14 protein-coding genes are annotated in these 16,585 nt (G+C 43.1%); 5 read left to right on the top strand and 9 right to left on the bottom strand.

Annotated features, from left to right (window positions below; genetic code table 11):
* Positions 1 to 59: 59 nt before the first annotated feature.
* The 3 genes from prc to L4C35_RS00900 form a co-directional block, all read right to left on the bottom strand.
* Complete coding sequence (gene prc, locus L4C35_RS00910; RefSeq protein ID WP_428461114.1) at positions 60 to 2,060, bottom strand: carboxy terminal-processing peptidase; 2,001 nt, start codon at positions 2,058 to 2,060, stop codon at positions 60 to 62.
* A 17-nt stretch (positions 2,061 to 2,077) separates the two neighbouring features.
* The gene (proQ, locus tag L4C35_RS00905) at positions 2,078 to 2,722 is read right to left on the bottom strand and encodes an RNA chaperone ProQ (protein ID WP_048898594.1); all 645 of its coding nucleotides are present in this window, start codon (positions 2,720 to 2,722) and stop codon (positions 2,078 to 2,080) included.
* A 111-nt stretch (positions 2,723 to 2,833) separates the two neighbouring features.
* Positions 2,834 to 3,292, bottom strand: coding sequence for a GAF domain-containing protein (locus L4C35_RS00900; protein WP_428461113.1), 459 nt, complete (start codon positions 3,290 to 3,292; stop codon positions 2,834 to 2,836).
* An 83-nt stretch (positions 3,293 to 3,375) separates the two neighbouring features.
* Between L4C35_RS00900 and L4C35_RS00895 the strand changes: the two genes are divergently transcribed.
* From L4C35_RS00895 to rsmF, 4 genes are all read left to right on the top strand, one after another.
* Positions 3,376 to 5,208: an ABC transporter ATP-binding protein gene (locus L4C35_RS00895; RefSeq protein ID WP_428461543.1), complete on the top strand. Its 1,833-nt coding sequence runs from the start codon at positions 3,376 to 3,378 to the stop codon at positions 5,206 to 5,208.
* Between the two features lie 90 nt (positions 5,209 to 5,298).
* The gene (locus tag L4C35_RS00890) at positions 5,299 to 6,492 is read left to right on the top strand and encodes a PqiA/YebS family transporter subunit (RefSeq protein ID WP_428461112.1); all 1,194 of its coding nucleotides are present in this window, start codon (positions 5,299 to 5,301) and stop codon (positions 6,490 to 6,492) included.
* Positions 6,476 to 9,100 carry a PqiB family protein gene (locus L4C35_RS00885; protein WP_428461111.1) on the top strand — a complete coding sequence of 875 codons (2,625 nt, stop codon included), beginning with the start codon at positions 6,476 to 6,478 and terminating at the stop codon, positions 9,098 to 9,100. The genes L4C35_RS00890 and L4C35_RS00885 overlap by 17 nt, the downstream gene beginning before the upstream one ends.
* Before the next feature lie 159 nt (positions 9,101 to 9,259).
* Complete coding sequence (gene rsmF / locus L4C35_RS00880; RefSeq protein WP_428461110.1) at positions 9,260 to 10,690, top strand: 16S rRNA (cytosine(1407)-C(5))-methyltransferase RsmF; 1,431 nt, start codon at positions 9,260 to 9,262, stop codon at positions 10,688 to 10,690.
* 335 nt (positions 10,691 to 11,025) lie between these two features.
* On the opposite strand, the gene L4C35_RS00875 is transcribed toward rsmF, so the two are convergent.
* The 6 genes from L4C35_RS00875 to L4C35_RS00850 form a co-directional block, all read right to left on the bottom strand.
* Complete coding sequence (locus L4C35_RS00875) at positions 11,026 to 11,379, bottom strand: YajD family HNH nuclease (RefSeq protein ID WP_428461109.1); 354 nt, start codon at positions 11,377 to 11,379, stop codon at positions 11,026 to 11,028.
* A gap of 119 nt (positions 11,380 to 11,498) precedes the next feature.
* Complete coding sequence (locus L4C35_RS00870; protein WP_428461108.1) at positions 11,499 to 12,434, bottom strand: alpha/beta hydrolase; 936 nt, start codon at positions 12,432 to 12,434, stop codon at positions 11,499 to 11,501.
* 315 nt (positions 12,435 to 12,749) lie between these two features.
* On the bottom strand, positions 12,750 to 13,109 hold the full coding sequence (locus L4C35_RS00865; RefSeq protein ID WP_048898588.1) for a phasin-related domain-containing protein: 360 nt from the start codon (positions 13,107 to 13,109) through the stop codon (positions 12,750 to 12,752).
* Positions 13,110 to 13,189: 80 nt separating this feature from the next.
* Entirely contained in the window at positions 13,190 to 13,831 is a 642-nt protein-coding gene (locus tag L4C35_RS00860; protein ID WP_428461107.1) for a phasin-related domain-containing protein, read from the bottom strand.
* Between the two features lie 266 nt (positions 13,832 to 14,097).
* Positions 14,098 to 14,379 (bottom strand): polyhydroxyalkanoic acid system family protein, encoded by a 282-nt coding sequence (locus tag L4C35_RS00855; protein ID WP_062690692.1) that lies wholly within the window; start codon positions 14,377 to 14,379, stop codon positions 14,098 to 14,100.
* A gap of 118 nt (positions 14,380 to 14,497) precedes the next feature.
* Positions 14,498 to 15,043: a lecithin retinol acyltransferase family protein gene (locus L4C35_RS00850; protein WP_428461106.1), complete on the bottom strand. Its 546-nt coding sequence runs from the start codon at positions 15,041 to 15,043 to the stop codon at positions 14,498 to 14,500.
* A 207-nt stretch (positions 15,044 to 15,250) separates the two neighbouring features.
* On the opposite strand from L4C35_RS00850, the gene L4C35_RS00845 reads away from it, so the two are divergent.
* Complete coding sequence (locus tag L4C35_RS00845; protein ID WP_428461105.1) at positions 15,251 to 16,510, top strand: transglycosylase SLT domain-containing protein; 1,260 nt, start codon at positions 15,251 to 15,253, stop codon at positions 16,508 to 16,510.
* The last annotated feature ends 75 nt before the right edge of the window (positions 16,511 to 16,585 follow it).

Genomic DNA, 16,585 nt, shown 5'->3' with positions numbered 1-16,585 from the left:
CATAAAAAAACGGCCCTGATATTGCTATCAAGGCCGCCTTATTATTTAAAAAGATAACGTTAGCTTTGCGTATTGGTTAAATCCACTGTAATCGCCACAGCTTCATCTAAGTACGCATCGGGTGCTTCGTAATCTTTTGGCACATCATCCAGTGAAGCAAAAGGCTTTTTACCCATTACTTTCTGGCGTTCATTCAAACGCGCCAAACGATCATGATCATCTTTATCTTGCTCGGCAATACGCGCCTTTTCATTCAGCGAGATTGTCTTAATGTCTTTCTCGGCTTGATACTTCGAAATGTCATCAAGGATGAAACCAAATTCCATATCTTTCTGAATACGGGCTTCATGCTTAGTCGCTAAAGACGGTAATACCGCGGAGAAATTATCAACTTTCTGGTAACCCGCTGGCTTAATGCTATCCCATGGTAATGCGTTATCTTCGACACTCTCACCTGTATCAGCAGGATCGATCGCCGTAGGGAAACTAATATCAGGAACAACACCTAAATTTTGCGTACTACCACCGTTAATACGGTAGAACTTCTGGATCGTGTACTGAACATGGCCAAGTGGCTTATCAAACAAATCATAAATATGGTTCAGTGAACGGTGCTGTTGCACTGTACCTTTACCAAATGATTGTTCACCCAGCACCACGGCACGACCATAGTCTTGCATTGCCGCAGCAAAAATCTCGGATGCTGACGCACTGTAGCGATTCACTAATACCGTTAATGGGCCATCGAAATAAACGCGATCGTCTGAATCACCATTAACTTTAACACGACCGTAACTGTCACGAACCTGTACAACAGGGCCACTATTAATAAACAAACCTGTTAGAGCAGTTGCCTCTGTTAGCGCACCACCACCGTTGTTTCGTAAATCAATAACAACACCGTCAACTTGCTGTTGGTTGAGTGACGCAAGCTCTTTCTTAGTATCTTCAGACAAGCCAACGTAGAAACTTGGTACTTCAATCACACCAATTTTCTTACCGCCTTTGACTTTAACTTCTGATTTAACCGCACGATCTTCTAAACGAATTTTGTCACGAGTGATAGTCACGTCATAACTTTTCGCATTCTTACTTTCAGGCAAGATTTCCAGAATAACCTTACTGCCCTTCGGCCCTTTGATTAACTGAACAACGTCATCAAGACGCCAGCCGATAACATCGACAATATCTTTACCTTCCTGACCAACACCTATGATGCGATCACCAGCAGTAAGCTGCTTAGATGAAGAAGCAGGGCCACCAGCAACCAATGAACGGATCACAGTATAGTCATCCACAACTTGCAATACCGCACCGATACCCTCTAGAGAAAGGTTCATTTCAGATTGGAATTGTTCAGCATTACGTGGTGATAAATAGCTAGTATGTGGATCAACCTCACGGGCAAAAGCATTCATGTAGATCTGAAACACATCTTCGCTATGCGATTGTGTTAGACGCTTAAGGGCGTTGTTATAACGCTTTCCTAATGTCTCTTTGATCTCTTTCCACTCTTTACCTGCAAGTTTTAGATTCAATGCATCGTATTTAACACGCTTACGCCAAATTTCGTTCAGCTCATTACGATCTTTTGCCCACGCTAATTCAGAACGATCAATTACGATGCTTTCATCTGCATCAAAAGTGATTTCTTTATCTAGCAAAGACAACGCGTATTGATAACGATCGAATCGACGTTGAAGTGTTTTATTGAAAATATCGAAAGCAGCTGATGAGTCGCCCGACTTGAGTTGGTCATCAAATTGATCTTCCCATTTATCAAACGAATGAATGTCTGATTGAGTTAGGAAACTGCGGTTGAAGTCCAACATTTTGACATAGCGGTCAAACATGCTAGCTGAGAATTGGTCATCAAGTGCAAATTGCTTATAGTGCGAGCGTGTAAAACGCGATGCAATACGCTTACTAGCTGTTGCATGTTGTTTTTCAGCAGTTAACTGCGGCAAGTCACTTAATGAGTATTTAGCCTCTAGGGCTTGCGCTGATGCTGCCAGCATCATGCCGGCAGCGATCAGTGAGAAACGGAATCGACATTTCATACGTCGAGCATTCTCCTTTACGAACGCAGGTGCTCCGCTTTAACAGCCATAGTTAGACCATTACTCAAACGTACACGCACATCGTCCTTATTGATTTCAACGATAGTTGCCGGCATGTTGCCGGTACCCATGTTCACATTTACATCTTTGCCAACTTTAACTTCGTCAGCGTTTAGAGCACGGGTTGTTTCAACAGGCTTTTTATCTAGCTTAGTCGTTTTTTGCTTAGCGTTCTTTGGTTTAGCTGAATTAGTGCGATTTTTTTTCGCTTTAGCTTCACCTTCTTTAGCTGCAGCTGCTTTCGCTACTGCTTGCTCTTTACGACGAGCACGTACTTTTGCTTTGCTTTCTTCTAGCGCTTTTTGTGCATGGTCAATATGCTCTTGCTCTAGCTCACCGCATGCGTTGCCATCTAGGTCTACGCGGTTTGCGCCAGCTTTTGCACCATGAAGGTAACGCCAGGAAGAAGTGTATTGACGAAGTGCTGTACGTAATAATGTTTTACTTACTTTAGGGTCGTCACTTAGACGCGCAGCTAAATCTTGAAAGATACCAATCTTAAGTGGCTTAGCTTCACCTTCAACAGAGAAACATTTTGGGAAACGCTCAGCAATGTATGCAATTACTTCTTTACTGTTCGTTAACTTTTCAGAGTTTTCCATGGATTTTCCTGACATAAAGCGAGACCATCTCGCTGTTAGTGCTTTGTTCAAAAAGAAATAGTTTGCGCTATTATAGTTACCTAGCGTTGAAAAACCACCGAAAGCATGAAATTAGAGGTGTTTTTGTAGCGCTTTAATGAAAGAAATAAGACCCTCTTCATCAAATTGGTCAAATCTTGACAAGCTTGGGCTATCAATATCGAGCACGCCGTACAATTCGCCACCAATTCGGAATGGGATCACAATTTCAGAATTACTCGCTGCATCACATGCAATATGCCCTTCAAACTGATGTACATCTTCAATTCGCTGAACACTATCTTCTAAAATAGCTGTACCACACACACCTCGGCCTACAGGTATACGTACACACGCAACTTTACCTTGAAAGGGGCCTAATACTAACTGCTCACCTTTTAACAAATAAAAGCCTACCCAATTAATATCCTCTAACTCCATGTTGAGTAACGCACTAATATTAGAAAGGTTAGCGATAACATCTGTCTCATCTTCGATGATAGCGACAGCTTGTTTTGTTAAACGATTATAAAACGCGAGTTTATTTTCCATGGCTTACTCCCTCTTTAGCCGCTAGAATGTGAACCTTGTTAATAATAGGAATCATTATCACCGTGAAAGATTCTGCAAATCAAATGATTAACTGGTCTTGGCTCTTAAAGCAAGCAAAACGTCATCGACCTCGATTAATTGCAGCAAACATTATCGCCATTATTGCGACGCTTGTTAGTGTCCCTATCCCACTGCTTATGCCACTTATGGTGGATGAAGTTCTTCTGGATAAACCAGCCAGTGGCGTTGCCTTCTTAAACACTTTATTACCTGAACCTCTTCAAGATGCGACGGCTTATATTATTTTAGTGCTGCTCATGGTTATTGTGATGCGCATCATTAGCCAAGCCTTAAACATTCTCCAAAGTCGCCAATTTACTCTCGTCGCAAAAGACATCACCTATCTGCTTCGTCAGCGTTTAATTGATAAGCTAGGCCGTATTAGCATGCGTCAGTATGAAGAGCGCGGCAGCGGTGGTATCACTTCGCACCTTATTACTGACATTGAAACCATCGACAAATTTGTGGGTGATACACTTAGCCGATTCTTAGTGAGTTTGCTAACCGTGATAGGTACAGCGAGCATCCTACTTTGGTTAAATTGGCAGCTCGGACTCTTCATCTTGTTGATGAACCCTCTTGTTGTTTACGCATCTCGCTTAATGGGCAGCCGTGTAAAAAACTTAAAGAAACTCGAAAACCAAGCCTTTGAGAAATTCCAACAGCGGTTAGTCGAAACTCTTGATGGGCTTTATCAACTCCGTGCGGCAAACCGTGAAAAGGAGTTTCTGACACAGCTAAAGTCAAACGCCGACGATATTCGTAGCAATGCCGATAAATACGCATGGCAGTCTGAAGCTGCGGGTCGTGTTTCGTTCCTACTCTTCTTAGTCGGGTTTGAACTCTTCCGCGCGGCAGCGATGTTGATGGTACTTTTCAGCGATTTAAGTATCGGTCAAATGTTCGCGGTATTTGGTTACTTATGGTTTATGCTCAGCCCAGTTCAAGAGCTACTCGGTATTCAGTTTGCGTGGTATAGCGCTTCAGCTGCAATGCAACGTCTTAACGGCTTAATGACACTAGAAGAAGAAGTTCGCCCTGTGGCGACAGTAAATCCATTCACTGACAACAAGTGCCTGTCTATCGACGTTCGCGATATACGTTTTTCTTATGATGAAGATAAAGAAGTGTTACGGGGGCTTAACCTTAGCATCCCAGCAGGCAAACGCGTTGCTTTAGTTGGCGCTTCAGGTGGCGGGAAATCGACCCTGATCCAATTGTTATTAGGTATCTACCAAAAAGATTCAGGCGACCTTTTGATTAATGGGGAGCGCATTGAAGATGTCAGTTATGAAGCATTGCGAGAAAAAATGGCGGTTGTTTTACAGCAGCCCGTTCTATTTAATGACACACTAAGGCATAATCTAACATTAGGAGCGGCCTTTAGTGATGAACAATTATGGCAAGCACTTGAAATTTCACAATTAACCGATGTAACTAAGCGCCTTACTCATGGCTTAGATACCGAAATTGGCCGTCAAGGTATTCGCCTTTCAGGTGGGCAACGTCAACGTCTCGCCATTGCCAGAATGGTATTGGCAGACCCTGATTTTGTCATTCTTGATGAAGCAACATCTGCACTAGATACAGCGACGGAAGCAGCACTACATACAGCGCTAAACCAATTCTTGCGAGATAGGACAACACTTATTGTCGCGCACCGTTTATCTGCAGTTAAGCAAGCCGATATAATATATGTACTTGAAGACGGAAAGCTAAGCCAAGCAGGTACACATGATGAGCTGGTTCAAAAAGAAGGCTTATATCAAACCTTATACGGTTCAATACAGTCCTCAAATCAGGACAAGAATGAAGATAATCAGCCTCTCACTATAGCCAGCGCCAACGTAAAATAATATAGTGTTCTTTTAAACCGCTGCTTATGCAGCGGTTATTCCATTCTGGATAAGAACAATTTCAGAAAGACTTAAAGGATTAACCAACCCATGTCGACGGCTCGCCTGTGTCCAGGCTGTGACTTGCCAGTGATGCCTAACGTCGCCCTTCGTGGTCAGAGTGCTTACTGCCCTCGCTGTAATACGCGTTTATATAGAGGTGATTCTATTCGGTTTACCGGTGAATTCGCCATTGCACTAGCTTGTTTAATTCTTTTTTTACCAGCACATATCTATCCAATGATCACCATTCGATTATTTGGTCAGATGATCCCTGCGACTTTACCTGCAGGTACCTTTACCCTAGCGCCAGAATTCCCTGCCGTTGCTTTTTTAATCTTCTTTTGTAGCACTATTGCGCCGCTGTTGGTCAGCCTTGCCGTTATGACAGCTCAAATAGGTATAAAACTTCAGCACTTTACACTGTTTAGATCCTCTATGTGGATCATTCAGCACTTAAAGCACTGGGCAATGTATGAAGTATTCCTCGTTAGCCTTGGTATCTCTTGCTTTAAAGTTCAAGACTATGCAGATATTTATATTGGCCCAGGGCTGATCAGTCTAGTTATTCTCCAAATACTGATGCTACTACTGTTGACTCGAATTAGCCCAACTCGCTATTGGGAAGCGTGGCAGCCAGAAACAAATCACAATACCAATGAGCTTGTGCTCCATTGCCATTCTTGCCATCTAAGCCAAGCGGCAAATAGTCATTGCACCCGTTGCCATAGCCCGTTGCATTCGCGCCTACCCCATTCGATTCAAAAAACATGGGCATATTTAATTTCAGCCACTATTTTTATTTTTCCAGCGAACTTGTTCGCTATTTCGATCTTTTTAAATAATGGTAAACGCGCTGAAGATACCATCTTCTCAGGTGTTGCTCATCTAGTGAAAACGGGGATGCCCGGTATCGCCGCCATTATTTTTATCGCAAGTATTGTCGTGCCCGTCGCCAAAATTTTGGGACTGGCCTACATCCTATTGTGTATTCAATTTAAACGTCGTATTCACCATCGATTTCGGATGCGCCTATTTAGGATCATTCAGTGGATTGGTAAATGGTCAATGATGGATTTGTTCGTTATTTCTATCATGGTGACATTGATCGATCGTGGACAAATACTCGATTTCACACCGGGCCCGGGCGCTGTATCGTTCGGGATTGTGGTTGTACTTACTATGTTTGCAGCAGAAAGTTTAGATTCGCGCTTAATATGGGATAACTATGAACAACGGAAATAACAATCAACCAGAGCCTGTAGATATTCGCCGTGATCGGTCTATATCTCCCCTTTGGTTACTTCCTATTTTAGCTTTTGCCCTTGCAGGATGGCTGGTATTTAAAGCCGTTAATGATGCAGGCCAACGCATTCAAATTCATTTTAACGATGCTGCGGGTCTGATCGCAGGGCGCACTACCATTCGTTATCAAGGGCTTGAAGTAGGTATCGTGCGCGATGTAACGCTATCGGATGATCTCGAAAGCATTTATGTTGAAGCGGATATCTATCCAGAGGCGGTACAGACTCTTAATACTGGTACGCGTTTTTGGTTAGTTAAACCTAAAGCTTCTATCACAGGTATTTCAGGGTTAGATGCCTTAGTTTCTGGTAACTATATCGCGCTGCAACCGGGTGAAGGTGAAGCAACGCAAAAATTTACCGCGCTCGATAGCCAACCCTCTGACACCCCTATTGGGGCGGGTTTATCTATTCAGCTTCGTGCGCCAGACTTAGGCTCAATTAGCATTGGCTCACAAGTTTTCTACAAAAAGATCCCTGTCGGTGAAGTGTATAACTACACCCTGAGCAACAATAATAAGCGCGTGTTAATTGATGTCTTAATTCAACCGCAATATGCCGAGCTTGTCACCAATAAAAGCCGATTCTGGAACGTCAGTGGTATGAGCGCCAACATCAACTTTAATGGTGTCGATGTTCAATTTGAAAGCTTATCTGCCATGATTGCAGGTGCGATTGCATTTGACTCACCCGATGAAGGTCGAGCCATTGAAGATAACCACCTTTTCCGTTTATACCCAGACCTCAATACCGCAGGCCGTGGGATTGCGATTAAGGTTGAGTTACCAGAAAACAGTAATATCAACGCCAGTGGCGCGCCTATTGTTTATCGCGGCCTACAAATTGGCCAGATATCAGATGTAAAGTTAGATGAAGCGCGTAGCAAAGTGATTGCCCACGCCGCGATTGAACCTAGCATGAGCGATCTGCTCAATAGTGGTTCAAGCATCTTGCTTGAAGAAGCTGAAGTCTCACTAACAGGCGTTAAAAACATTGGTAATTTAATTCGTGGCAACTTCCTCACCCTTATCCCAGGTGAAGGCGAGCCTAGCCGTTTATTTACCGCTATTACCAAAGACGAGCTGCAAGAAAAGCAACATGGCGTGGCCACTTTCGATTTATATGCCGACAGTAGCCATGGTATCAAGCGAGGCACTAAGATCCTGCACCGAGGCATCGCTGTGGGTCGCGTTACCCATGTAAGGTTGGATAAAAACAAAGTCCGCTTTAGCGTCATTATTAATGCTGAATACACCTCGCTGATTGGCTCTGCGAGTCGCTTCTATATCGATGGTGGTATTAAAGCTAACCTAAGCAGCAAAGGGCTAGATGTTAGCTTGCCGCCAGCAGAGCAACTGATCAGCAACGGCATTAGTTTCACCAGCGGTGGCAGCAAGAAGATTGCCAAAAACTACACGCTTTACCAAAGTGAACGTTTGGCTACGCTGGCAGCAGAAACAGCAAAAGGCTTTGCTCGATTTACCTTGGTGGCTGATGAGTTGCCACCTGTATCTGAAGGTAGCCCTGTGCTCTACCGCAACATGCAAGTAGGTGAAGTCACAAGCTACGCACTAACGGCATCAGGTGTAACCTTGTCGCTGAATATTGAAAATAAATACCGCCATTTAGTAACTCAAAAAACCGTTTTCTGGAATCGTTCAGGTGTCGAAGTAGAAGCAGGACTAAGCGGTGTTAAAATCACAGCCTCTCCTGTTGCGACCTTAATTAAAGGCGGCGTTGCTTTTGATGATATTGACGGTGTGAGCAACAAACAAAATGGTCGTTTCAAACTTTACTCAAGTTTGAAAGATGCGCGTAATTTTGGTCAAGAAATCAAATTAACCGCAAGCGATGCGCGGGCACTTGCTGTCGGAACTGAAATTCGCTATCAAGGTATTGCGATTGGTAAAATTACAGCCATTACGCCGAATTTCGACAAAGGCAACGTGAACATCAGTGCTCGCCTTTTCCCTCAGTTTGCCGATGTCATTGCACGCGCAGGAAGCTACTTCTGGATAGTCAAACCTAAGCTAAGCCTGACTGAAACGAAGAACTTAGACAGCTTATTAAGCTCTTATATTTCAGTAGACCCAGGTAAAGGTATTAAGCAGCAAACCTTTAACCTTGGTAGTGCTGAGTTATTAAACTCAGGTTTAACTGTGGTGTTGGAAAGTGAGAAACGTAATTCCATCAGTGAAGGTACACCGCTGCTTTACCGTGATATTCAAGTTGGCCAAGTGGTAAAAGTGAGCCTAGGTGATCTAGCGGATCGCGTTATGATTGAAGCACAAATCGAGCAAAAGTATCGCCACTTAGTCCGTAAAGACAGCGTGTTCTGGAACGTGTCAGGCGTCGATGTATCGATCGGTATCACAGGCGCGACGATCAATAGCGGTACAGTCGATAGTTTAATCCGTGGTGGTATTGCCTTTGCAACACCAGAAGCGCACCCGCTGGCACCAATTGCTAAAGCCGACTCACACTTCCTACTGCATAAGCACGCGAAGTCTGAATGGAAAGACTGGCGCACAGCAATTCCTCGCGATTAACCACAATTGTTAATGGGAAATCCATAAAAGGAGCATTTCGATGCTCCTTTTTTATGCCATCAGCATTATTTACACCAAACAGCCTATTGCTGTAGATCGCTTAAGTTCGTGATTTGATATACACTCTCGCCCATCAATGCCTGTTATCGAGAAACTCCCTTGCATTCTAAAATCTATATCCCTGAAGACTTCATCGAACTTATTCGTCAAACCATGCCAGAAAACCTCAATATGGATGATTTTCTTGCCTGCTGTAAGACCCCACTTCGACGTAGTATTCGTGTTAATACCTTAAAAATCAGTGTGGAAGACTTCTTAGCCCGTGTTGCGGATAAAGACTGGACATTAACCCCTGTACCTTGGTGTGATACTGGATTTTGGATTGAGCGAGAAGATGAAAATACGGTCTCCTTAGGTAACACCGCAGAACACTTAGCAGGGCTTTTTTACATTCAAGAAGCCAGCTCTATGATGCCCGTAACCGCGCTATTAAAAGACAATGACCAATTGGATTGCGTGCTCGATATGGCATCAGCTCCAGGTTCAAAAACCACACAAATTGCTTGTGCGATGCAAAACAAAGGCGCATTAGTTGCCAATGAGCTGGCAGCAAGTCGTATCAAAGTGTTGCACTCAAACCTGCAACGTTGCGGTGTGTATAACGCCTCGCTGACCCACTTTGATGGTTGTGTTTTTGGTGGCTGGGCACCTGAAGCATTTGATTCTATTTTACTGGATGCGCCTTGCTCTGGTGAAGGTGCAATCCGTAAAGACGAAGATGCGATGGCTAACTGGTCACTGTCTTCTATCGATAGTATTGCTGAAATTCAACGCAACCTGATTGTGAGTGCTTTCCAAGCCCTAAAACCGGGCGGTGTCATGGTGTACTCCACCTGTACCCTTAACCAAACTGAAAATCAGCAGGTATGCCACTTCCTAAAAGAGACCTTTGGTGACGCTGTTGAGTTTGAATCCTTGAATGATCTGTTTGAAGGGGCAGCTCAGTCGATTACTGAAGAAGGCTTCTTACATGTTTACCCGCAGATTTTTGATAGCGAAGGCTTCTTTGTAGCACGCATCCGTAAACACGCTTCAGTGGAATCACCTGTCGTCAAAAAGCGTATGGGCAAATTCCCCTTCTCTATCCTTGCTGAAAAAGACAAGCAAGATGTTACAGCAAGCCTGAAAGCAACGTTGGACATTACCCTCCCGCACGAAAGTGATGTTTGGGTACGTGACAAGGAATTGTGGTTGTTCCCTAAAAACCTAAAACCCTTACTGACTGAAATCCGCTTCCAGCGCATGGGGATTAAGTTGGCTGAACAACACAAAAAAGGCTACCGCTGGCAACATGAAGCTATCATGGCACTGGCATCAGGCCAAGAAAGCGTGTCGGTTGACCTGACAGCGGAGCAAGCTAAAGAATGGTTTATGGGGCGTGATATTCGCCCAGAAGACCTTTCAGGCAAAGGCGAAGTCATTGTGAACTACCGAGATTATCCAATTGGTATCGGCAAGTGGGTCGGCAACCGTATCAAGAATGGGTTGCCACGAGAAATGGTTCGAGACACCAATTTATTCGACATCTAATCGACTGTATTTAGGTTGATTCCAATTCTCATTGCTAAAACTGGTAAATTGTACTGCGTGAACTAACATTGATAGTGTAATTGATCTCCATTTACTAACCAGTTAGCGCAAGGCTCTCACGAGAGCCATTCCCCTAAGCCCGAGACAGGAGTCGTTTCGGGCTATTTTTTGCCAATTGCTTACCGCTAGGTACCTTTCTTCATCGTGAGTAATACCAATTTTTCGAGCTTTCTTCAGTTTTTCTAACAAGTTGACCAAGCTTTACGCTGTTTCTCCCTCACAAAAAAAACGAGACTTTAAGCCTCGTTTTTCCATCATGCGTTATCGCAGTCGAGCTATTTTTTCTTTTCCATCATCGCTTTTAAATCTGCGAATGGATTGAAAGTAGCGGCTTCATGATCATTTTCACCTGCTTTTACTACACTGCCAGATTGCTGCGCGTGTTCAGTGTATTTTTCATGCTCGTGGTCATGACAGAACAGACACAACAGTTCCCAGTTACTACCATCTGCTGGGTTATTGGTGTGATCATGATCAACATGGTGAACAGTCAGTTCACGAAGGTTCGAATATACAAACTCGCGTGAACAGCGGCCACATACCCAAGGGTATAGTTTCAGTGCTTTCTCACGGTAGCCTTGCTCTTGACGTGCATAGGCAGCACTAGTGCCGTAATAATCTGATGACATAAGTAAACCTGATAATATGTAAATCTAACACAGAGAATTTACCGCAATTTACCACCTAATTAATAGCATTAGGCAAATAAAATGTGGTGTATACATCATCACGCCTAGCCACCTACATACTAACTCGCCTTTTTAGTGACGTTGTCACTCCGCTTTAGCGCGTCATTCATAAAGCTAGATATCAATTTAATCGCATCTTTCGCTTCACTCAGCTGATAAAATAACGGATACACATGCGGTACGCCTTTAATCACATTCAGTGTCACATCCCCACCCGCTTCACCCATTTTTTCAGCTAAACGGATAGCATCATCCATCAAAAGCTCTTCTGTGCCAGCAGTCACAAAGCAAGGAGGCAAGCCGTGCAGATCAGCATAAAAAGGTGATATATCCGGATCACAAGGGTTGTTATTGCCTAAGTAGTTATTTCGCATTAAGAGCAAACTACTCAGATCAAAAAATGGGTCGTCTTTACTTTTTACGAATGCTGATTCACCTGTTACGGCCATATCGGTGACTGGCGATAACAGCACAATACCCGCAGGCATACGAATATTCATATCACGTAAACGCAGTAAAGTCGCAAGCGCTAAATTTCCACCAGCAGAATCCCCTGCAAAGAGAATGTTTTGTGGAAGGTAGCCTTTCACTAATAATGCCTGATAAACGGCGTAACACTCATCCAGCGCCGCAGGATAAGGCTTTTCTGGTGCTAGGCTGTAATTTATCATCAAGCCTCGCGATTTGGTCTGCTGCGCTAATCGCCCGACAAATGCATTGTGAATATTGGGGCTATAAAAACAGAAGCCACCACCGTGAAAATACAAAATGATCTTGTTACCACTACTTTTGGGCATATCGACCCAATCACAAGCAACATTAGCAAATTTTGTCGGTGTAACCTCGATGCCCTTTGGAGTTGAAATTAAAGCACCATAATTATCAATACTTAAGATCAGCTCGCGCATTTCCAATGTTGAGTTACAACGTGCAAGGCGTTGTCGCATTACACGATAGAGCAATTTATTGAATGCACGATTACGCCAACTATCCATAACCACCACCTTTAGTTCATTTTCAGCTGGCTCTATAAAAACTCAACCTTATATATAAACGTAGAAGCTCACAGCTTAGTTGGTCAATGACATCTACGAGACTTATGGCAAAATGAATCATTTTTATGTCATAAATACGTTACATGACCCGCTTTTATTTTTGTACACCGTGGCACTTTTATGTCTGTTACATGCGAAATGCAAAAAAGGGGCACATGCATGGCTCACGTGCCCCTGAACCCCAACGTCGCTGTAACGCTAGGAAAAGACTACAGCGTCTAGGCTGGCATTATCCGTTGTAGTCTTAACTGACAATTATTGAACTTCTGCCAGTTTTTCGACAGCTTCAGTTAGCTTGTCGATTTTATCATCCATACGCTCAAGCTTTTCACGGTCAACACCGCTTAGACGGTAGAATAAGTCATTCATGCCTGCTTCTACTTCGTCAGTCGCTTTTTCTGCGTTTTTACCGATGCACTCTTTAGCTTCAATCTCAACTTCTTTACCGCGCTCTACAAGCTCGTCAAAAGCCGTTGTTGTTTTTTCATTGATTTGCTGTGCTTCTTCAAGGGTGCGACTGTATAAACCTAGGCCCGCAAGCCAAATGTTACGTGCAACACCTTCACCACTTTCTACGACATTTTTCGCCGCTTTCACTACTGTTTTATCGATCATTTTGCTATCCCCCTGCGTCAAACGCTGGTTCTATGATTAATCAATACCAAAGCAAGCTGCCACTGCTTTAGAGTTGTAAGTTACACTGGTTTTGCTGCTTCTTTCTGAGCTTCAACAGGTTTGACTGCTGGTTTCTCAGGTGTTGTTTGAACCACTGGGCGCGCCGCTATTGCAGGCTTCACATCCGTTACTGGCTTTTCAACCACTTTAGGTTCTACTGGTTTTGCATCTACAGCTTTTGGCTCTGCTGTTTTTGCTGGCTTACGGCGTGCAACACTTGGTTTACGCGTCGCCGCTTTAGCTGTGGACTTTTTTGCTTCCACCTTCTTAGCAGGTGCTTTTTTCGCTGCTTCTTGCTGACGAGCCAAAAGTTTCTCTATGGTGTCAGTTAGCTGATCAATTTTGTCATCAACTTGATCAAGGCGATCGTTATCTAAACCCACTAGCTTTTGAACAACTTGATGTACACGTTCTTCAATCGCTACGGTCGTTTGGCTGCGTGCCGTATGTACGCGTTCTTTCGTTGTTGATTCAACTTCACGACCGCGTTCAATGAGTTCATCAAAAAGGCTTTTGCCTTTATTTGAAATTTGATTAACTTCATCTGCACTTTTTGCATAAGCGCCTAATCCTGCTAACCAAATGTTGTAGACCATGGCGTCACGCATTGGGCTGTTCGCCACCTTGCTTGATTCGTCCGATGCTCGTTTAAAGATGCCCATGAGTGTGCTCTCCTTACATGAATTACAACTGTTGTCAGCCAGTTGTTATCCCTGACTGCTTGATTACAGAATACGAATTTCAATTAGAGTGTTCTTACTAAATAAGAAATTTATTGTGGGCAAGATCAAATATTTTACAGGTAGCTATTTTTAGCTCGATTTAATGAAAGAATGTATGTTTGCTTATAACCAATAAATACAAAAACGGCATACTTATAAGACTAAGTATGCCGCGCAGATAGAACCAGTGAGTGTCGCTGTTATTATCAGAAATCAGGCGTTAGAAGTTGATCTAAGCGCTGGACAATATTTTGCTCTATAGATGAAGAAAATAAACTCGCAGCAAACCCCAAGCGTAGTTCTATCGTTATTTTTCCGTCTTCCGCTAACATAAAACCACGAGCTGAAGAGTGGCGAATTTCTAACTTCTCATTATTCCACCCCCAACGAATGCCATACTCCTGCGCTAATTCTTCTGCGATACTCTCAGATAAAGCGGCAATATGATCAAATTGGTGGTCATGTTCTCGTTCAATAAAAATTGTCACAGTTGCTTCCATTCCGTCGTGTAATTACCAATAGCCAAACTAACAAAACACTTACCCCGTAAGTATATTACGTAGGTAAGGTTATCTACTTTACAAATTAGTTTAATGGTTTTCTGTGTTACAGGTCGGATCTCTTTACATTTCTACGACTGAAAGCCCCTTTGGTTATCGCACTTATCCACATAGCCCCCCCAGCCGCAATCACGGCCCCTTTCATTGCTCTATGGTAGGGGCTTTTTTCTGACGGCGATAAAAAACTACCCGCTAATATTCCAAGTCCGGCTATTTTAATAAAACGATTTTGTTCACCCACCACTAAATAACCACCTAATGCAACGACCATTAATCGTTGAAATTGGGTGCATTCAACAGGTAAGCCATGGACTTGTCGAACAAATTGCTCACAATTTTGAGTAAAGATATTGTAAGGTGTACCAATAAATTTTTTAGCGTGGCAGAATGCCAACTCTGGGTTATCACTTGTGATTGAACTCACAATAACCTCACGCCCTTCAGCAAACTCATCGATTGTGTCGAATTGTACTTGGCGACGTTTTTTAGAATTATGTATTACTCCCCCTCGACCATCTGACATTCCATAATGCCAATACGATGTACAACGGATTTTTAAAACAGTTCCGATGGGATACGCTCTAGATTCCATGATTTGCCTTTAAACTCACTATCACGTAAAAAGTTTAGCTGTAAATTTTCACTTCCACACCTGTTCCCAATGCCACCCTTAAATTGTCTCAATGTTGGGAATTTAATAAATCACAAATTTATTAGATAGCAGCACAAAAATTTATTGTTAATACTTTAACAACAGGTAAAAAAGTGCGTTTATTTTGTATGAGTTTATTGGCGGTATATGATGTTAATCAAACAAATGCAGCAAGCCTCAATCACTTTGGTAATAACAATTTTGATGCTTAACGGCTGTCAAACTGTCCCTTCTGAGGCCGATCAAGCCGCGTTAAAAGCAGAGCAAGAGCTCATCGCGTTGAACCTTGCTATTCCGGCGAGTGATTACGCTAATACTTGCAAAATATCGCACCACCAGTTTGATGGTAGCTATATTGCAACAGGCAGTGTCCCGCATTACCTTTACAGCTCACCACTCCATCACAATGCGACTTCCGTCATTCAAAAAGATGCCGCTCGCCTACAATACGATATGTGGGACAAACTGGCAGCAAATATGGACATGCCGATTCCGAATAATCGACGTGTTCGCTATTATCGTAAATGGTTTATCGATAAACCCGAGCACATTGACACAGTGACTGAACGAGCTCAGCCCTTTCTGTTTTATATTTATGAGCAAGTCGAAGCCCGTAATTTACCCATTGAGATCGTCTTACTCCCTTTTATTGAAAGTTCGTTCGATCAATATGCTTATTCTAGCCAAGGGGCATCTGGACTATGGCAAATCACACGTCCAACAGGCAAAACATTCGGCCTAAAGTATTGGCAAGGTTATGATGGTAGAAGAGATATAGTGGCGTCGACAGATGCAGCTCTCGATCTGTTAGAGTACCTACACGATAAATTTAAGGGCAATTGGTTACACGCTATCGCTGCCTATAACACGGGTGAAGGGCGAGTCAGAAATGCGATTAAGAAGAATAAGGCTGCAGGTAAGCCGACAGACTTTTGGTCATTACAGCTGCCAAAAGAGACCCGTTTATATGTACCTAAACTATTGGCAATGTCATCTATTATTCAGCACAAAAACCATTATGGCTTAGCTCTCAATTCCATTCAGCCGCAACCTGTCATCGCAGAGATCGTCGTTAATCGTCGCGTTAAATTAAAAACTATCGCCAAAGATGCCAATATGAGTAGCCGTGATTTATTCGCGCTCAATCCTGGCTATACAGGTGGCTACACAGTGAAAGGTAGAGATAATAAACTATTATTACCCAAAAGTGCGTTGCCTTCATTTTATAGCAGTAACAGCCAACGCTATACTAAGTACCATTTTCAGATCCACCAAATAAAAGCAGGCGATTCTTTAAATGAAATTGCGCAGCTAAATAATACAACGGTCTCTTCGCTTAGGCAGCTCAATGATCTGACCGGCTCTTTTATTACCGCAGGCCAACAAATTATTGTTCCACCCAAATAAAGAACAGACTTAAACGTGACGTTTTATCGCTTCCTAATGTAGCCATAGGCTGCAAGATGATTAGATTCCTCCCTT

This window comes from Photobacterium kagoshimensis, from assembly GCF_050337045.1.
Classification (GTDB): domain Bacteria; phylum Pseudomonadota; class Gammaproteobacteria; order Enterobacterales; family Vibrionaceae; genus Photobacterium; species Photobacterium kagoshimensis.
This window is presented reverse-complemented; position numbering and strand designations above follow the sequence as displayed.